The sequence below is a fragment of the Pseudomonas sp. SJZ103 genome, assembly GCF_007828335.1.
Taxonomy (GTDB): Bacteria; Pseudomonadota; Gammaproteobacteria; order Pseudomonadales; family Pseudomonadaceae; genus Aquipseudomonas.
In genome coordinates, this window is record NZ_VIUN01000021.1 from 84,638 (window position 1) to 103,261 (window position 18,624).

At 56.9% G+C, this 18,624-nt stretch carries 18 protein-coding genes and 1 pseudogene; 6 read left to right on the forward strand and 13 right to left on the reverse strand.

Translation table 11 applies throughout. The annotated features are described in order from the left end of the window. Window positions 1-12: 12 nt before the first annotated feature. From FBY10_RS29455 to glcD, 4 genes are read right to left on the reverse strand one after another with little or no spacing between them, the layout of a single operon-like run. Window positions 13-414, reverse strand: a complete 402-nt coding sequence (locus tag FBY10_RS29455) for a heme-binding protein (protein WP_145338670.1) — start codon at window positions 412-414, stop codon at window positions 13-15. After that, window positions 411-1,652, reverse strand: a complete 1,242-nt coding sequence (glcF, locus tag FBY10_RS29460; RefSeq protein ID WP_145338671.1) for a glycolate oxidase subunit GlcF — start codon at window positions 1,650-1,652, stop codon at window positions 411-413. Before glcF ends, FBY10_RS29455 begins: the two co-directional genes overlap by 4 nt. A gap of 3 nt (window positions 1,653-1,655) precedes the next feature. Further along, entirely contained in the window at window positions 1,656-2,720 is a 1,065-nt protein-coding gene (glcE, locus tag FBY10_RS29465; RefSeq protein ID WP_145338672.1) for a glycolate oxidase subunit GlcE, read from the reverse strand. Beyond that, a complete protein-coding gene (glcD, locus tag FBY10_RS29470) occupies window positions 2,720-4,219 on the reverse strand; it encodes a glycolate oxidase subunit GlcD (RefSeq protein ID WP_145338673.1) in 1,500 nt (499 codons plus the stop codon). Before glcD ends, glcE begins: the two co-directional genes overlap by 1 nt. A gap of 232 nt (window positions 4,220-4,451) precedes the next feature. Here glcD and glcC point away from each other — a divergent pair, with 232 nt between their 5' ends. From glcC to FBY10_RS29485, 3 genes are all read left to right on the forward strand, one after another. Continuing rightward, a complete protein-coding gene (glcC, locus tag FBY10_RS29475) occupies window positions 4,452-5,219 on the forward strand; it encodes a transcriptional regulator GlcC (protein WP_145338674.1) in 768 nt (255 codons plus the stop codon). 133 nt (window positions 5,220-5,352) lie between these two features. Next, the gene (locus FBY10_RS29480; protein WP_053187656.1) at window positions 5,353-5,565 is read left to right on the forward strand and encodes a hypothetical protein; all 213 of its coding nucleotides are present in this window, start codon (window positions 5,353-5,355) and stop codon (window positions 5,563-5,565) included. Between the two features lie 215 nt (window positions 5,566-5,780). Continuing rightward, complete coding sequence (locus tag FBY10_RS29485) at window positions 5,781-7,889, forward strand: Tat pathway signal sequence domain protein (RefSeq protein ID WP_256663609.1); 2,109 nt, start codon at window positions 5,781-5,783, stop codon at window positions 7,887-7,889. Between the two features lie 512 nt (window positions 7,890-8,401). Here FBY10_RS29485 and FBY10_RS29495 read toward each other — a convergent pair. Continuing rightward, entirely contained in the window at window positions 8,402-8,794 is a 393-nt protein-coding gene (locus FBY10_RS29495; protein WP_145338675.1) for an MAPEG family protein, read from the reverse strand. A 210-nt stretch (window positions 8,795-9,004) separates the two neighbouring features. Further along, a complete protein-coding gene (locus tag FBY10_RS29500; protein WP_145338676.1) occupies window positions 9,005-9,886 on the reverse strand; it encodes an SDR family oxidoreductase in 882 nt (293 codons plus the stop codon). A 168-nt stretch (window positions 9,887-10,054) separates the two neighbouring features. On the opposite strand from FBY10_RS29500, the gene FBY10_RS29505 reads away from it, so the two are divergent. Beyond that, window positions 10,055-10,585, forward strand: a complete 531-nt coding sequence (locus tag FBY10_RS29505; RefSeq protein ID WP_178116815.1) for a TetR/AcrR family transcriptional regulator — start codon at window positions 10,055-10,057, stop codon at window positions 10,583-10,585. Window positions 10,586-10,784: 199 nt separating this feature from the next. Here FBY10_RS29505 and FBY10_RS29510 read toward each other — a convergent pair. The 6 genes and pseudogenes from FBY10_RS29510 to FBY10_RS31960 form a co-directional block, all read right to left on the reverse strand. Continuing rightward, window positions 10,785-10,988: pseudogene (locus FBY10_RS29510) on the reverse strand (OprD family outer membrane porin); the annotation flags it as partial. Between the two features lie 130 nt (window positions 10,989-11,118). Continuing rightward, entirely contained in the window at window positions 11,119-11,676 is a 558-nt protein-coding gene (locus FBY10_RS29515) for an AraC family transcriptional regulator (protein ID WP_145338678.1), read from the reverse strand. 157 nt (window positions 11,677-11,833) lie between these two features. Next, window positions 11,834-13,252 (reverse strand): sugar porter family MFS transporter, encoded by a 1,419-nt coding sequence (locus FBY10_RS29520; RefSeq protein ID WP_131696418.1) that lies wholly within the window; start codon window positions 13,250-13,252, stop codon window positions 11,834-11,836. A gap of 96 nt (window positions 13,253-13,348) precedes the next feature. Beyond that, complete coding sequence (locus tag FBY10_RS29525; protein WP_131696417.1) at window positions 13,349-14,308, reverse strand: sugar phosphate isomerase/epimerase; 960 nt, start codon at window positions 14,306-14,308, stop codon at window positions 13,349-13,351. After that, complete coding sequence (locus tag FBY10_RS29530) at window positions 14,305-15,333, reverse strand: Gfo/Idh/MocA family oxidoreductase (protein WP_145338679.1); 1,029 nt, start codon at window positions 15,331-15,333, stop codon at window positions 14,305-14,307. Before FBY10_RS29530 ends, FBY10_RS29525 begins: the two co-directional genes overlap by 4 nt. 13 nt (window positions 15,334-15,346) lie before the next feature. Continuing rightward, window positions 15,347-15,475, reverse strand: coding sequence for a hypothetical protein (locus tag FBY10_RS31960; protein WP_256663610.1), 129 nt, complete (start codon window positions 15,473-15,475; stop codon window positions 15,347-15,349). Between the two features lie 198 nt (window positions 15,476-15,673). Here FBY10_RS31960 and FBY10_RS29535 point away from each other — a divergent pair, with 198 nt between their 5' ends. After that, the gene (locus FBY10_RS29535; protein ID WP_145338680.1) at window positions 15,674-16,699 is read left to right on the forward strand and encodes a LacI family DNA-binding transcriptional regulator; all 1,026 of its coding nucleotides are present in this window, start codon (window positions 15,674-15,676) and stop codon (window positions 16,697-16,699) included. A gap of 108 nt (window positions 16,700-16,807) precedes the next feature. On the opposite strand, the gene FBY10_RS29540 is transcribed toward FBY10_RS29535, so the two are convergent. After that, window positions 16,808-17,710 (reverse strand): LysR substrate-binding domain-containing protein, encoded by a 903-nt coding sequence (locus FBY10_RS29540; protein ID WP_145338681.1) that lies wholly within the window; start codon window positions 17,708-17,710, stop codon window positions 16,808-16,810. A gap of 158 nt (window positions 17,711-17,868) precedes the next feature. Here FBY10_RS29540 and FBY10_RS29545 point away from each other — a divergent pair, with 158 nt between their 5' ends. After that, window positions 17,869-18,414, forward strand: coding sequence for a sugar ABC transporter (locus FBY10_RS29545; RefSeq protein WP_145338682.1), 546 nt, complete (start codon window positions 17,869-17,871; stop codon window positions 18,412-18,414). The last annotated feature ends 210 nt before the right edge of the window (window positions 18,415-18,624 follow it).

Below are 18,624 nucleotides of genomic sequence, written 5' to 3' on the forward strand. Positions count from 1 at the left end.
CAAGGGGCCGGTTCAGCTCAGGCATTGCGCCCCGGCTTTGGCCACCTGTGCATCCTGGCCAGACTTGACCCCGGACACACCGACGGCGCCGATTACCTGGCCGTCGACGATGATCGGCACACCGCCTTCGAGGGAGGTCAACAAGGGCGCTGACAAAAAGGCATAGCGTCCGCCATTGACAATCTCTTCATACCCTTTGGACTCACGCCGACCCAGTGCCGAGGTGCGGGCCTTTTCGGTGGCGATGTAGGCACTGACCGGCGCGCAGCCGTCGAGGCGTTCAAGGGCCAGGGGATGGCCGCCGTCATCGACAATGACGATGGTCACGGCCCATTGATTGCTGTGGGCTTCGGTGCGTGCAGCCGCAAGGATTTGGCTGACTTCGGTCTGGCTCAGTACGGCTTTGGTTTTCATGGGGATTCTCCAGTACTGGGTGAGGGCAACGCGGCCTCGACCAGTTCGATCCAGTGCCTGACCGGGGTGCGCCCCGCTCCGTCGAGGTGGGACTGGCAGCCAATATTGGCGGTGGCGATGACGTCGGGGTGGCCGCTTTCCAACGCAGTGAGCTTGTTATCGCGCAGTTGTCGCGACAATTCGGGCTGGGTCAGCGAGTAGGTGCCCGCCGAGCCGCAGCACAGGTGGCTGTCGGGAACAGCGGTCAGGTTGAATCCCAGGCTTGTCAGCATGGCTTCAACGGCACCGCCGAGTTTTTGCGCGTGCTGCAACGTGCAGGGGCAGTGGAACGCCAGGCGCTGGTCGCTGTGTATGCCAAGCTTATCCAGCGGCTCGCCGCGCAGCACTTCAACCAAGTCCCTGGCCAGGGCACTGACCCTTTTCGCCTTGTCGGCATACGCCGGGTCGGTGCTGAGCAGGTGGCCATAATCCTTGATAAAGGCACCGCAGCCGCTGGCGGTTTGCACAATGGCCTCGGCACCGCTTTCAATGCTCGGCCACCATGCATCGATGTTGCGCCGCGCACGCTCAAGGCCGGCCGCCTGAGCGTCGAGGTGATAGTCCACGGCACCGCAGCAGCCTGCCTCATGGGTCGATATGACGCTGATCCCCAGTCGATCCAGCACCCGCGCCGTGGCGGCGTTGGTATTGGGGGACAGACTCGGCTGCACGCAGCCCTCAAGCATCAATACCTGGCGGGCGTGGTGTGGGGTCGGGCGCGGTTTGACCGGGTAGGCGCGGCGAGGCAACTTGGCCTGCAAGGTGTTGGGCAACAACGCCCGAAATAGCTGGCCACTGCCGATCAGCACGTTGAATAGCGCGGGATTGGGAACGACGCTGCGTAACCCTTCGCGCAGCAAGCGTTGACTGAGCGGGCGTTGCACTGCCGCGTCGACCACCGCCCGGCCGATGTCGAGCAAATTGTGATAGTCGACGCCGGAGGGGCAGGTGCTTTCGCAGTTACGGCAGGACAGGCAACGGTCCAGGTGCTCCTGGGTCTTGCGCGTGACTTCATTGCCTTCGAGCACCTGCTTGATCAGGTAGATGCGTCCCCTCGGGCCATCCAGTTCATCGCCCAGCAGTTGATAGGTCGGGCAGGTGGCATTGCAAAAACCGCAGTGCACGCAACTGCGCAGGATGCTTTCGGCTTCTTCAGCGCGAGGCAGTCGGCGGGCGTCTTCGCTCAAGGTGGTCTGCATGGTTCAAAGCTCCGCGTACAGGCGACCGGGGTTGAAGATGCCCCGTGGATCGAGTTGCTGCTTCAGATTCCGGTGGTAGCGCATCAAGGTGTCGGGCAGCGGTTGGAAGGGACTGTCGATCAGGCCCGGGTGGTAGCAGGTCGCATGCCCGCCGAGTTTATCGACCACCGTGCGAATGACACTCGCGTCGGCGTCGGATTTGAGCCAGCGCTGGGCGCCCCCCCAATCGATCAGTTGCGTCCCTGGCAGCGACAATCGGGGCGTGTTGTGCGGCAAGGACAGGCGCCAAAGGGGCAGGTCCTCATCGAAGAAACTCAACCGGTGTTCGTTCAGGTCATGCCAGTAGGCAGCGTCCAGACACTCACCGCCCAGGCGGTCATGGGCCGCCGCCACCGAGCCTTCACCCCCTTCGAGTCGCAGGTGCAGGCGCTGGCCATCGTGACACGCGGCGCTGATCGGCAGCGGTTGTTGCCCCCATTCCGCCAGGCGCAGCAAGGCACGGTCGGTGTCCAGCTCCAGGCTTATGCTCAAGGTTTGCCGTGGTTTGGGCAGGACCTTGAGGGACACTTCGGTCACCACCCCAAGCGCGCCGTAACTGCCGGCCATCAAGCGCGACAGATCGTAGCCGGCGACGTTCTTCATGACCTCGCCGCCGAAGCGCAAATGCTTGCCCTGTCCGGTGATCAGCCGTGTTCCGAGGATGAAGTCGCGGACCGATCCTGACCACGGGCGCCGTGGCCCCGAGAGTCCGCTGGCAATCATGCCGCCCACGGTGGCGTGTTCACCGAAGGAGGGCGGTTCGCAAGGCAGCATCTGTTGCGAGGCGTCCAGCACTTCTGCCAACTCTGCCAAGGGCGTGCCGCAACGGGCGGTGATCACCAGTTCAGTCGGGTCGTAGCTGACGATGCCACGGTGGGCGCGCGTGTCGAGGACTTCACCTGTGACTGCGCGTCCAAGGAATGCCTTGCTGTTGGAGCCCTGGATACGCAGCGGCGTGGCGTTGTTCAGCGCCTGGTTGACCTGCTCCAGCAGCACTGCGCTGGCGTCGATAGCGTGTTCGCTGTGCATCAGAAACGCTCCAGGTCGGGGAAGGGCATCTGACCCAGATGAACGTGCATGGCGCCAAACTCGGCGCATCGATGCAACGTCGGGATGTTCTTGCCAGGGTTGAGCAATCCGCCTGGGTCGAATGCGGCTTTGACGGCGTGGAACACGTTCAGCTCATCGCTATTGAACTGGGCGCACATCTGATTGATCTTTTCGCGGCCCACACCATGTTCACCGGTAATGCTGCCGCCGACCTTCACGCACAATTCGAGGATCTTGCCGCCCAGGGCTTCGGCGCGATCGAGTTCGCCCGGTTGATTGGCATCGAACAGGATCAGCGGGTGCATGTTGCCGTCGCCGGCGTGGAAAACATTCGCTACCCGCAGGTCGTACTCGGTCGATAACGCCGCGATAGCGTGCAGCACGCCAGGCAGTTCGCGGCGCGGGATCGTCCCGTCCATACAGTAATAATCCGGTGAGAGGCGGCCCACCGCCGGAAACGCATTCTTGCGCCCGGCCCAGAAACGCACGCGTTCGGCCTCATCGCGAGCCTGGCGCACTTCGGTGGCGCCGGCCTGTTCCAGCACCTGGCGCACGCGGTCGCAGTCGTCGTGGACGTCGGCTTCTACGCCATCGAGTTCACACAACAGAATCGCTTCGGCGTCCACCGGGTAGCCGGCGTGAATGAAGTCTTCGGCGGCGCGAATGGCCAGGTTGTCCATCATTTCCAGGCCGCCTGGGATGATGCCGGCGGCAATGATGTCCCCCACCGCACGGCCAGCCTTTTCGACGCAGTCGAAGGCTGCCAGCAGCACTTTGGCCGTTTGTGGTTTGGGCAGCAGCTTGACCGTGACCTCGGTGATCACCCCGAGCATGCCTTCGGAGCCGGTGAACAACGCGAGCAGATCGAAACCCGGAGAGTCGAGGGCCTGGGACCCCAGGCTCACGTGTTCGCCGTCGACGGTTAGCACGTCGACGTTGAGCAGGTTGTGCAAGGTCAGCCCATACTTCAGGCAATGCACGCCACCGGCGTTTTCCGCCACATTACCGCCGATGGAACAGGCGATCTGCGAGGAAGGGTCCGGCGCGTAATACAAGCCAAATGGCGCAGCCGCCTGGGAAATCGCCAGGTTGCGTACCCCCGGCTGAACCCGGGCGGTGCGGGCGGCGGGGTCGATGTGCAGAATGTTGTTGAAGCGCGCCATCACCAGCAACACGCCTTTTTCCAGCGGCAGCGCACCGCCGGACAAACCAGTGCCCGCACCACGAGCCACAACCGGTACACGCCGCTCATGGCAGACTCGAAGCACGCCCTGCACCTGATCGATGTGGCGCGGCAGCACCACCAGCATGGGCGTGGTGCGATAAGCGGAGAGGCCGTCGCATTCGTATGGCTTGAGCGCTTCGCGCTGGTGCAGGATTTCCAGATCAGGCAACCGAGTCTGCAGGGCGTGCAGCAGCGCCTGTTTGTCGACGTCAGGCAGGACGCCGTCGACGCGTTCATCGTAGAGAATGTTCATAGTCGGTAGGCGACCCTCAGTTGTTTTTATTCGAGGTCTGTTCCGATGCAGCTGGCTTGCATCATTCGCCTGGGGCGTTTTACTGTCTATGGGTTGTTGGTCTGGTCGAACCAGTTGTTTAATCGTTGTTTCTTTATTCGGTTAAAAAAGACCATCAAAAACAGTTGATTAGCCAGGTGTTTGAGCACTGGCGAGTCGGACGCTGAAGCTGGTCATACCAGTTGGAGATCGCATGGACAGCACAGAAACGGGCCGTACCCAGCAAGTTGCCGACGTGGTCTGTGAGCGGATCGAGCGCCTGATCGTCGACGGTGTGCTCAAGACCGGGCAACTGTTGCCCTCGGAGCGGCGGTTGACGGAAAAACTCGGCGTCTCGCGTACCGCCCTTCGCGAGGGACTCAAGGTGTTGCGCGCTCGCGGGATTATCAACACCCAGCAAGGCAAGGGCTCATTCGTGGCCGACCTGTCGGGGCCGGGCGTGGCGTCACCGCTGCTGCACCTGTTCAGCTCGCAGCCGCGGACGCTCTACGACCTGTTCGAGGTGCGTAGCCTGCTCGAGGGCGAATCCGCCCGCTTAGCGGCCCTGCGTGGCACCGACGCCGATTTTGTCCTGATCACCCGCGCTTATGAGGCATTGCTCGATGCCCACGGCCATTTGCTGGAGGCGAGCGAACATGCTCGGCTTGATCATGCGTTCCACCTGGCGATCTGCGAGGCGTCGCACAACCCGGTGCTGGTGCAGACCTTGCGCTCGCTGACGGACTTGCTGCTCAACACCGTCTTCGCTTCGGTCAACAACCTCTATCACCGTGAACCGCAGAAGCGCCAGATCGATCGCCAACACGCACGGCTGTATAACGCCGTGACCGGGCGCCTGCCGGAGCAGGCGCGCAAGGCGGCCATCGCGCACATCCAGAGCATCTGCGAAAACCTCAGGGAAATTGAAAGCGAAGAGCAACGGCTGATTCGGTCCACGTTGCGACTGGAGGGGTGGGCGTGATGCAGCGCCTGGGTCTATTATTCATTTTAGGAATAAGAATAATAGAATATATTCCTTGGTCGTATTAATCATCATGCTACCTTGCTGTCACCGGACCGCCGGATATGTTCAATCCTATTGTTATGGTACGACTATGTCTGGCGCCCGAATCTTCCAAATCAGCCTTGAGGCTCTGTCGCATGACGGCGCCCACGCAGCGATTTATCACGCCGGCAATATCCGCATCAGTTCTTTTTCCTCCATTGCCGTTCCATTCGTTACCGGCAAACCTCTCCCTTGTCAGGCCAACAGCGAAGCCTGCAGTGCAATCAGCGAAGGCTTGGCGTTTCTTCTCTACGCCATGTGAATCGTCGTTGTTGGGTGGACTGCCCCCGGCATCGTAGACATCTCCAGCTAAGGCTCTGTCCAGGCGCAGGTGAGCGCCTGGTAGAGCACGTCACGCTTCTCAAGCTGGAAAATGAGAGACCCAGCCGGAGCGGTCTCATCCTCAAACGACTCAAAAACTTACCCAGCAGTGTCGGTCTGCCGTCATTGAAGCTCCTCAAGGAATTCACAGCCATTATGAACAACGCTAAAAAACTGACTCTAGTGGCTGCTCCACCTGGCACAGATTTCCATCGCGGTGACGGTTTCAATAAGAAGTTCGTCGCTTCCAGATGCTTGGTACTTGCAGTGTCGCTTGGTGGGTTGTCGACATTAGCTTCCGCCGCGTCTCAATCCCCGCCGTGTGAAACACCACCGGGCGGGATAATGTTCATTACTCAAGACTGCGTCGATCCGGAGTTCGACCGCCCGGTAATAGATAGCCGAGAAGATTTGAAAAGCCCTGTTCTGACGCATCGCGTTTCCGGGCACTTCGAAGGCACCGATGTAAAGTTCAGCTTTTTCTTCCCGCCGAAAGCCCAATGGAAAGGGCGTTTCTTCCACAAGGTTTATCCCTTGGGTGACGGTAGCGTTCCGGACCGGGTAATCAAATTTGGTGCCGACAGCGGTGCGTATACCGTGGATACTGTTTCGCCCTCTGGCTATCGAGCCAACGCGGCGGCTGCAAAGTTCTCGAAGATGGTCGCTGGGGAATACTATGGACTGCCCGCTTCTCAGATCCACGGCTACATCTATGGTGGCAGCGGCGGGTCTTATCTGACCATTGCAGCGGCTGAGAACTCGTCGGGGGTATGGGAGGGTGCCGTTCCATTCGTCATTGGCGTTCCAACATCCATTCCTACCAATTTTTTTGTTCGTGCTTTCGCACGTCTTGTACTCGAAGATAAAGCGTCACACATTGCCGACGCTATGCGACCGGGAGGTAGCGGCGATCCTTTTGCAGCACTTGACGCCACGCAGGCCTCGGTTCTTGCGGAGGTCACGGCAATGGGCGTGCCCCTGCGCGGTTGGGATAATTACGCCTACATCCTGGGTCTCAACGACCCGCAAGGTTTACTGGGGTTTGCCAGTTCGGTCAAAGGCATTGATCCCGGTTATGCAGATGACTTCTGGAGTAAACCTGGCTACCTCGGTACCGCGCAATCCACTCTGGGCACTCTTGTACGAAGGGCGAAAATTGAGCGCGTAGTGTCGGTTCAAAGGATAGATCGTGACTCGGCTGGTAAGCCATTAAGCTTGCACGTGTCCGGGTTGTCGCACCTCAAAAACAGCTCTTGGTTGGACTTCACTCTCGAAGGGGCAGAAGGGGGCAATCGAAAATTGCTTGGGTCTTTGGATGCCGAACGCGGAGTCATTACGCTGTCCGCGCAAAATCAAGTCGACATGCTCAACACTCTGAGAACTGGAACCAAGATTCGTGTCGACAATCGCTGGGCAATTGCGTTGACCTCCTACCATCGGCATCAGGTACCGGTTTCTGGTGGATTTGCTGTGTGGGATCAATTTCGCAATGCAGACGGTTCTCCGCGCTACCCGCAACGCCCCCAAGAGGTAGGTTCAATAATCAGCGCAGGTGTCAGCGGAGGCGGTAGCTTCACCGGCAAGATAAACAGCAAGATGATAATCATAGCCAATGCACTTGATGTCGATGCCTACCCTTGGGATGCCAACTGGTATGGCCAGCGATTGAAGGCGGGAGAGGGTAATCAGTACGACGCGAAGGTGCGGATCTGGTTAAACGATAATGCAGACCATTTGGATGGCAGCGTTGTTGCCTCGGGCGCGGCTGACAATCAGTTTGTGAGACTTGTAGATTACAACGGCATCCTCGAACAGGCCGTCAGGGACGTAAGTGCCTGGGTGGAAAATGGTACAGCGCCGCCTCGCTCCACTCAGTATGGGCTCAATAATGGCCAGGTCTCATTACCTGCAGACGCATCAGCAAGGCAAGGCATCCAGCCTGTTGTGAAACTCACGTCCAGGAGCGGTGAGAGAATCATTGCCAAAGTCGGGGAGCCCGTCACGCTGCTGGGTGACATTACCGTCCCGCCATCTGCCGGCAAAATTGTGAAAACGGAATGGAGCCAGACGGGGAACGATGATTTTCTAGACGCTCCGCTTCCTCATCAGCCGTCAGAAACGCTCGCTATACATAAAACACTCACCTACTCGGAACCTGGCACCTACTATCCCGTGCTCCGCGCTACCGTCCAGCGTGAGGGTGACGCCACGGCGGAGTTTACGCGGGTCGGAAATCTGGCAAGAGTGCGAGTAGTAGTGGAGTAGGAAATGCCCAGGTAATTTCTCACGAATTCGGCCATAGGCCATTGGTGCTGCGAGTAACATGCAACCGGTAGGCCGGGACTTGTTTTGCAGCGATGTTCCTGCTGATAGGTTCAGGGTTTGAGAGCAGCCGTAGCTGGTGTCCGTGCCGGTTCAGCTGCCGTTCGCGGCGCTCTTCATCCCAGCGATAGAACCCTTGCCCGCTGCGCAGACCGGTGTTGCCTGCGGCCACTTTCTCCCTGAGCAGCTCGATGAGTCCACAGTAAGGGCATCGCTGAAAAACCGCCTGCTGTCGCTGCAATCAAACCGACCAGTTGCAATCCAGGGTAGCCACTTAGGGGCTGGCGAACCACCCCAGCGCTGAGAGCTCTGCAGCAAAAGCGAAATGACCTGCGCGCTCCTGGCCGCGATCAGAGGAGGCACACAGCAGAGGCATCAAAATGATCGCTGCTAACTTGGAAGTGCAGCCGCAAGTCCGACATGTGAACTGCATGCTGACCGCATTGCACGCCTAATTAGACCCCACCAAAATACCTGCAAATACAAAGCACAGCCGAGGAGGACAGGACTAAAAGAGTTGCAATAATGCCGGCGTTACGACCAAAAATATTATTGGTTGTAAACGAAAGTGCATAGCCATGCAGAATGCGACCAACAAGCAGTATTGAACCAAGTGCGTGCAGTTGCCATTGCGGTGAGCCGCTTAATTCTAGAAGTCCAATCAGCAAGAGTGCCAGTGGAACGTACTCAGCGAAATTGCCGTGTCCTCTGATGCGCCGAAACATGACGGGGTTGCCACCGTCACCAAAACTGGGACTGCCGGGACCTACTCTTCCAATAATTACTCGGACACTTAGCACAACGAACAAAATTGCAAGTAGTCCGCTATAGAGGATTGTAATCTTCATTATGTGTTCCTTGCCCAAAGAGGGGGCTTGGCTAGTGTCTAAAGTCGCTCGCTTCGAAGTGTTGTGCAGTCCGTGTAGTGGCCATCTTCGCTCTTTCAATTGCGCTGCGTTAGTCGAAGCTGAAGCATTGCTACTGGACGTCTCCCAAGGAAGAATGCGATTTTGATATGGCGGAAACAGGGCAAGAAATAGTTTGCCCTGATACAGGAGTTAAGCGTCAGCACCGCCTAAAATATTTTCAAGTTGCATTTCTTTTAAAACACGGTCTTGAATGGGCTGCTTGGCAGCGTTAATTTCATCAACACCCCAAACCATGCCGACAGCTGTGCGCGTAGGGCGTTTGCCAGCAGGCATATCTGCTAGCGCTAAATAAGTATCTACGACCAGCTGTGGATCGGGTGCTTGGTCAGACTGCATGAATTTCGCGAACTCAGCGAACATAGCGCCAGGTATCTTTGCCAATTCACCATAACTGTCAAGCACGTCAAGACGGGAAGGCTCTTGCCCGCCTGCACTCAGACCTGTAGGGAACGGGCCTGGTTGTACGATGGCAACATCAATACCGAAGGGAGCCACTTCGTAACGTAAGCCTTGGACGTAGCCTTCCAGAGCGTGCTTGGTGGCGGCGTATGTAGAGAAATACGGCGCTGAGATCTGGCCGACCATTGATGAGGTGTTAATGATCAGGCCGGACTTGGCTTCCCGCATCGCGGGCAAGACAGCCTGTATAATACGCATAGCGCCATAGTAGTTGGTTTCCATCTGTTCCCTGGCTTGGGCAATACTAAATGCCTCCGTAATACCAAGGTACATTACGCCTGCATTGTTAATCAAAATATCAATCTTGCCCGCTTTAGCCAGCAAACCGGCAACGGCTGTTTTGACGGATTCGTCGCTGGTGACATCCATATCTACAACATGGATGAGGTTGCTATACGCTTCCAGCTCGGCCTTGACTGCGGCGTTCTTGCCTTCTGTGCCACGCATGGTAGCGAACACTCGGTAGCCCTTGTCGGCAAAGTCTTTCACTGCTTTTAGGCCAAATCCGCTGCTGCTACCGGTGATGATTACGTTTTTTTGTGCTTCGCTCATTTTTCTTTCCTGCCTGGCTGTAAATTAAGTACCGTGTGGTACGATAATGTGGGGTGGCATCATGTGTCAAGTTAAAATACTGGGTGGTACGAAATGATTTTAGATCCAACAAAACCTTTAAGGGGACGACCTAAGACCCTAGACCGCGATCACGTTTTGGATGTGGCAATGGAAGCCTATTGGAAAGAGGGTGTACGTGGTTTGTCCCTTAATGAGATTTGCAGAAGATGTGATATATCGAAGCCAGGTCTTTATCGTGAATTTTGGAATGAAGATGGCTTGATGAAAGCGGTTATTCTTAAATATCAGGAACAGGTGCTAGATTCTGTGCTGCAGATGTTAAACACAGAAATGCCGTTTCGAGAGGCGCTTGATAACCTAGTGTCATTTGCCACCTCAGTGAGTGATAGTCAAGAAGTTCCAAAGGGATGTCTTTTGATAAAGATGCGCGAATCACGCATGCACTTGGGTGAAGCAACACGAGCACAAATTGACTTCATACAGGAGCAAGCTTTGGCTGCCTACAGGAAATGGGTGGAGCGTTCAAAGGCCAAAGGTGAGTTTTCTGCAGACATTTCATCAGAGTTTGCATCTGCCTATATCGATGCACAGTTAAGTAATGCTGCGTCGCAGATATCTCGTGGTGAGGATCCGCAAATTGTAAAGAAAATGCTATTAGTCGCTTTTTCTGTGTTCTGAGGAGTATGACTCTTTGCTCAGTGTTTCTGGTTAGGCGAAAAACCAGTGTACTGTCGCCGAAATCGTTTACGGCCTGAGCGCTGCCCTTTGGGTAGGCGAGTTGGCGCGAAATAAGCTCGTCACGACCGGCAGCGGACGGTGCCTTCCTATGACGTTGGTGGGTGCGGCTGGACGGCTGTTGGCGCAGCCGACCATTCCATCAAAATTTAAATGAGTACCGGAAAATCAGGCGGTTTTCGTTGGCGCTATCGGCGTACGTCGACCGATTGGTCGAGTTGCGCCACTGCGCTGACACATTTTTGAACGGCCCACTCTGGACGGTGTAGGTGATATTGGTCACTCGCTCCCATTCCTTACCGTCCTCTCCTCCGAGTCGCAAGCGGGCAGCCTGACGTGTAGTCAACCGCCAGATAGGTGAAATGATCGGCTTTTACAGGCTTGTACCCAAAGGCCGTGAGCCGTTCGAAGTCGGTTGAGTTGCGTTGTGGTGCAACGCAGTGCACGAAGTTGGGCGGGGCGTAACAGGGGGGAGGTTATTCTTCCAGGTGGCCGCGTCGATAGGCGCCAGGGCTGACGCCAGTCCATTTCTTGAAAGCCCGATGAAACGCGCTGGTTTCCTGGAAGCCGGTGGCGGCGGCGACTTGCGTTACCGTCATATCGCCACGCGACAGCAGGTCAATCGCCATGTCGCGGCGAAGGTCGTCCCTGAGGCTTTGATAATGCGTGCCCTCTGCCTGCAAGCGGCGTTGCAGCGTGGAGTTGGACATGTGAAGTTCCACCGCCAGGTCATCACGTTCGGGCCATTTTTCCGGGCAGTCCAAGAGCGCATGGCACATCAGTTTGAAGCTGCCGCGACGCATGGGATGACTGTCGATGCCAAAAAATTCATCGTCCAGCAGGTTGGCTATCTCCACCCACAGTCGGGCAAAGGAGGTCGCTGAGACCCTGGCTTTTGGGGCGTTGAGCAGTTGAGGGTCGAAGTCTGCATTGGCTAACGCAGCTGTCAGGTCCAGTTGCCTTCGCCTGGCGCTATACAATGCTTCATGCACCAAGGCAATTGACGTGGTGCCTTTATCCTGGAGGGGCGTCATGGATATTCCGCACAGGTGTGATTGGCAATAATGTAGGGCTAACGCCGGTTCACCGCCAGTGCGACGAGCCGCTTCAGCAGAGAAGAGCCGCTTCCCAAAAAAGGCGACGAAATAGGAAGCGGAAGAACGGAAGTCAGCGTAGAGACTTCATCCTCGTCTAACCATACAACCGCTGTTCAATCTCTTCGAGCGTGCTGCCTCGTGTCTCCGGTACCCACACTGCAACGAAGGTCAGGGACAGAAGTCCTGCTCCCACGAACACAAAGAAGGTTTGGCCGATCCCGATCGTTGCAACCAAGGATGGAAAGAACATGCCGATCATCACGTTGGTCAACCAGAAGGCTGCGATCGCCATGCCCATGCATCCGCCACGGATGCGCATTGGGAAAATTTCTGCCAAAAGTACCCAGAAAGCAGGCCCGATCAGCCCTTGCATGGAGGCCAAGAACATCGCCATGGCGCCGAGAATGAGCATGGCGCGGGTGACGGAGGGGTCGACAAAAACTGAAACCAGGCCAATCAACAGCAAAGACAATGTGGTGCCGGTGAAGCCGAGCAACATCATTGGGCGACGCCCCACGCGGTCCAGCAGAGCAATACCCACGAACGTTGCGCCAATCGAGATAATGCCGTTTACGACATTGGCTATCAGTGCGCTACGTTGTTCCAGGCCTGCTTCTGTGAGGATCTGGGTGCCGAAGTACATGATTGAATTGACTCCGGTCAGCTGCGACGTAACAGCGATACCGATGCCAATCAAAAAGATTCGTCGCGCGCCTTTTTGAGACAGATCGCGCCAGCCACCTTTTTTGATGAATCGCTCGTTGCTGATCTGCTGAGTGATGGCCTCCATCTCAGCCTTGGCGTAGTACTCCTCCCGTACCAGTTTCAGTACCTCCAGGCCCTCTCTGAAGCGCCCTTTGGTGGCTAGCCAGCGTGGGCTTTCCGGCATGTAGAGCATACCCAACCAGAGTGCCACGGCTGGCAGGGTTGCCAAGGCAAGCATCCATCTCCAAACACCATCGAGATCGCTGAACAAATTGCCCAGTGTGGCGTTGGTGGTGAAGGCCAGGAATTGCCCGGTGACGATCATCAGCTCGTTGCGAGTGATGATGCGACCGCGGATGCTGGATGGGGCCATTTCCGCAAGATACGCCGGCACGACGACCGACGCGCCGCCCACCGCTAACCCCAGCGTGAAGCGGGCGGCCACCATGACGTTGAGGGTGGGCGCCAGCGCACAGGCCAACGCGCCAAGAAAAAACACTACGGCGAGGAAAAGAATGATACGGCGGCGACCCTTGAGGTCCGATAGGCGACCGCTGCACAGCGCCCCCATCATTGCGCCGATCAATAGGGCGCTGGCGACCAAGCCCTCCGTAAATGGCGTCAGGCCCAAGTCATCCTTCATATAGAGCAGGGCGCCATTGATGACGCCGGTATCGAAGCCGAACAGCAGGCCGCCAAACGTGGCAATCCAAGTCACTTTTTGCAGGTAGCGCTGTGCCTGGCGTTTTTCAGGACTTACATAGGCGGCTGAAGTGTCTGCCGTATTTCCGTAGGAATTAATTGTCATTGTGATATTCCTGACTGAAACTTATGGGGATGCTCACTCGCCATTGCGGTGAGCGATTTAATATGGAATTACATTGGTTTTTTCTCGTGGTGCGATTCAGATGGACTGGGGTTTGAAATCGCTGGCGGCAACCGGCATGACGCTCTTTAGCAGTCTTACGGACTTTTCCAAGCCCTCGAGGCTGTTGAGTAAAACGTCCTCATGCTCAATCGATAGCCAGCCATCGTAGCCAGCCATCTTCAAGCGGTAGCAGAATTGCCGCCACCATTGCTCACCGTGGCCGAATCCAAGCGTGATGTAGGACCAGCTTCGGGATGAGATATCCATCAATGAGCCATTTTCCAGGAGTGAATCCACGGCCTGGACTGGCGCGTTCAGCAAAGTATCTTTGGCGTGCACATGGTAAATGGCGTCGCCCAGTGCCTCGGCGGCGACCAGCGGGTCAGCGCCCATCCAGAACAGATGCGAGGGATCCAGGTTGGCTCCTATCACCGGTCCGATCGCATTGCGTAGTTTCAGCAGCGAACGGACGTTGTAGACGCACTGGTTACCGTGCAATTCCAAAGCGATACGCTCCACACCGTTCTCCTTGGCCAGATCAGCGATCTCGCTCCAGAAGGGCAGCAGGCGTTCTTCCCATTGATAGCGCAGCATTGTCTGGGTTTCGGGAGGCCATGAGGCAACCACCCAGTTCGGCATCCTATCGCCGGCCCGACCCTCTGGTAAGCCGGACATGGTGCAAACGGTCTTGACTCCCAGTTCACCGGCTACGCGTATCGTGTCCTTGAGACACTGGCCTTGCTCGGGCTGCGTGGGATGCAAAGGGTTGCCGTTGGCGTTCAGGGAAATGATTTCCAGGCCGTGCTCCTGGAAGCTGCGTTTGAGTGCCTGGCGTTCCTCGGCGCTGGCGAGCATCTGCGCCAAGTTAAAGTGCGGCGCGGTCGACCATCCGCCGGTGTTGATCTCCAGGCCCGACACTTCCAGGCGTTCAGCCTGCTTGAGCATCTCCCGCAATGGCAGGTTACCGAGGCTGTCGGTGACGAATCCCAGCTTCATGACGTAGCTCCTTCTCGCGATCGGTAGAGGGGCGGTACTTCCAGCGTTGGCAAAACTACCCGGCGACGCTGATTGAGTGCCTCGATACCGGCTTGGGCGACGATGGCTGCGCAATAGCCGTCCCAGGCATTCGCGGCATGGACAGGGAATACGCCTGTGTTGATGAACTCCACGAATGCTTTGTTCTGCAGGCGGTAGGCGTCGGCGAAACGCGGCCGCCAATCGGCAGCGTACCGTTCAAAGCCTTGAAGACGGGTATTGAAACGAGCATTTACGGGTGTGGCCAGTTGCACGGAACCCAGCTCGCCCACGAGCTCGCCACGCACGTCGTACCCGTAATGGGCGTTGTTGTTGATTTCGATGTTCACCAGATGGCCTTCCCGGGTTTCCAGCACCATGAATACCGGAGCACCGGCGCCATCCTCAGACGTGCGGGTAGGTTGGAACACTGAAATGGCAACGTATTCAGTGTCGAGCACATGACGGGCCACATCGAACTCATGAGGCGCGGAGTTACTGATCGCCATTTGCCCGCTGAAGTTGGCGGGAGCTTCTACGTTGCGATGGAAATTGTGCATCATCACAGCCCGACCTATCACGCCGTCGCCCAAGGCACTTTTCATTTCCCTGTACGACGGGTCAAACCGGCGCATGAAGCCCAGTTGCACGAATTGGCGACCCCGGGAGGCCTCTTTGTCGATGACCGCCAGGCACTGGTCCGGGCTTTGAGACAGCGGCTTTTCACACAGTGCAGGTTTCCCAGCCTCGATGGCTGCCATGGTCAGGACCGCATGGGTTTCGTCCGGGCTGGCGATGATGATTGCATCGACATCGGACCTTGAAAGTGTGAACAGTGGATCAGTGGAAACGTCAGCGGCGCCATAACGGTCAGCTATCAGCTTCGCTCGCTCTGGCGACGCATCACACACCACATGCAACGTGGCTCCCGGAAGGTCCTGGGCAATGATGCGGGCGTGATCTTCCCCCATAATCCCTGCGCCGATAACGGCGATTCGTATGCTCATATTCAACTACCTATCAATGGGCGAAAGTCATCAACGCGGCGTCGAACTCGCGAGCGTGTTGATTGAGAAAGGCGATGCACAATGGGGCAAAAGCGGCGTAGCCGCGGCGGTCGAAATCAACCGATGGGGACGAGTTACTCATGGGGCGATCCTGGCGGTTTGTTGTGTTTGTTATGCCTCGATTATTAGCACCGAAAAAGCAATCATCAAGCAGCGCCATAGGCGGTTTATGATGTAAAACACCTCAAATACGAAGATGCTTTCATGCCTGTCATTGCTCTTGAAACAATTATTAGCAATGCGTATATGGTGTAAATAACATCAAAAAAGGGCTGGCTATATGACCATGCAAACATCGGCGCGTTTATGGAAGGGGCCCACTGTTCAACAGGTCGCCAAGGTGGCCAGGGTCGGGGTAGCGACCGTTGATCGTGTGCTGAATAACCGTCCTGGCGTACGGGAAAACACCCGTCTGAAAGTGCTGGCGGCGCTGGATAAGCTAAAGAAAGATTTGGCTGACGGCATGGCAACTTTGCAGATCAAGCTATTTTGCGATTCGGGTGAAACCTTCAATGCTACGTTGGCCGGTGCCGAGGCGTTGGTGAACGCTTCGACACCTGGCGTCGTCGTGCATGGCTACTATGTACCGACTAACCAGGTCGATCCCGCCACTTTTGCTGATCAGGTTCAGGCTGAGGGCGCCTCAGCGGATGGTGTGATCGTCGTATCGCGCGAGCATCCGGCGATCAACCGAGCGATTCGCAAACTGTGCAGCCTGGGTATCCCCGTGGTGTGCCTGACCACCGACCTGCCTAACTCCGGGCGTAGTGCTTACGTTGGCAATGATCAATATGCGGCGGGCAGTGTCGCCGGATTGCTGATCGGCAATGCTTTACCTAAAAAGCCCGCGAAAATCCTGCTGGTGACCAGTGTGCCGTTTCGCTGTCAGCAGGAGCGGGAGATGGGGTTTCGCAGGGTGCTCCGTTCCGAGTTTCCGTATCTGAAAATCGACGAACGAGTGATGTCCGACGATCGCCCTCAGACCACGACTGAACAATTGACGCGCTATTTTTCCAAGCACAACTATCCCGCAGCCATCTACAACGTGGCCGGCGCCAATCGGGGTGTTGCTCAGGCCATAGAGACTATTGCGGCTGAGGATCGGCCTATTTTTGTCGGTCATGAGCTGACGGTTCATACGCGGGCGATGCTTGAGTCCGGCGTCATGGATTATGTTATCTCTCATGATTTCGTTGGCGAGACTGCCGCAGCGGTGCGCTGGATACGAGGAGCGATTGAGGGAGCGGTGACAACGCCACCTTCAACACAGATCTTGATTCACACCCGATACAACTGTGGTGCGTAAGGTCACGTTGCGGTCGGTATCCAATTTTGTACTTCGACCACTGCGTCCTCGATGCCTACATAAAAGCGTATGGGACAACCTGGTGGCAGGCCTGCAAAAGGAGGTTCCCTACGACTCAACCGTCGTTGTTTTCTTCGCTTCGTCTAGCATCCATTGAGCAAACGCTTGTATTGGTTCTCTGCTCAATGCGATGGGCTCGGGGAGGATGAGACAGAAGGTTTTGGAAGTGGTTTTCCCCTCTGGCCACGGAGCGACCAGACGTCCTAACGCAAGTTCGGTTTCAACGTAAAGACGCGGGACCAGCGCAACACCGAGGCCGGCCAATGCAGCCTCGATCAACATGCCGTGAAGATCATAGCGTGCACCAATCGCTGGATTGGTAAGTGGGATCCCCGTTTCCAGGGAATAGCGCTGCCAAGCATCCGGGTTCTGGCGTCGGTGCAGGCGTGGAAGCTTGTCCAGTGTTGCTGCTCCTGTGCTCTCCTGGAGCAATGCAGGATGACAAACAGGAATCAGCACTTCATGCAAAAGGTGGTGAGTCCGCATCCCCGTCCAGGCTGGGTGCTCGAAATGGATGGCAGCATCGAATCCGCTCCCGGCGAGAACGAAGGGGTCCATGCGCTCAGCCAAATGCACAGTGATGTTCGGGTGCTTTTGCTGGAATCGTGTCAAGCGAGGGATGAGCCATCGCATCGCGAAAGTCGGGATAGTGGCGATGTCCAGGCTCGCGCCATCGTTCGGCTGCCCCATTAAGTACTGACTGTCCCGATCCAAGCGGTCCAGCGATTCGCGAACTTGGGCCGCGTAGCGTTCCCCGTTGGGCAGGAGCCGGACACGATTGCCGACTCGCTCGAATAGCGCGACACCGAGGAAGGCTTCCAGCCGGCCAATCTGGCGACTGATGGCGCCTTCAGTCAAAGACAGTTCCTCTGCCGCGCGCGCGAAGCTGCCGTGACGAGCGGCCGCTTCGAATGCTGTCAATGCCGTGCTGCTCGGGATCTTCTTTCGCATAAGCGTTCTCGGTCTAAGGAGGGTGATCCAGCTTAGCTTGATCTTTTGTCACTGAAGCATACCGAATAATCGTTTTATGCGCCGAGATCAAGGTCATACGATGATGAGACATCAACAAAGAGGGCCGGACGTACAAGAAGTCCGGTAGCGAGTGATCCATGATCTACACCGTAGAGTGCAGCTTTGCCGACCCAGCCAGCGAAGCAGAGTGGAATGATTTCTATAGCCTGGAAAAGCTACCCGCGCTTATTTCCGTGAGCGGGTTCCATACCTCGCAGCGCTTCAAGGCGTTGAGCACGGGTTGCCCTGTCTACCTTGCCGTGCATTCGATCGACGGTCTGGCCGTGCTTGAGGGCGATGAGTATCGCCAGAAGGGCGGGGGCAACTTCGCACGTTGGCAGCAGCACATCACCGATTGGCACCGCAATCTTTACGGCGGCCTTGAGCGTGCACCTGCCATCGGTGAAGGCGAGCATCTGATCGTGAGCGCAGTCGGTCCCGAGCCGCTCATCGAGATGGGGCTCACGCCTGAGCAGATGTGGGCTGTCGCATTGGAGAAGTGTCCTGAAAACAGGTGGCTGGCGAAGCTGGATAGCGCCATTAGTCTCGGTTTGGATGCGCTTCCGAAGGGCGTGCATCTCTATGCCCCGATGACCGCGCAATTGACGAGTCACGATGGCACAGTGCCGCAGACCCAGGTGTAGGACCATGCCTAACCTGACGATCTTCATCCAGGCGGAAAACATGCCGCCCGAAGCGTATCTGTCGGAACTCACTGAAGAATGCACTCGGCTTTGCACGGATGTCCTACAGGCTACGTGAATCGCCCCGGGTTTCGTAGACACCTCCATGCCTTAAAATGAGGCCAATCAGGAGGTGCCATGAGCAACCCGCGTTATCCCGAAGAATTCAAA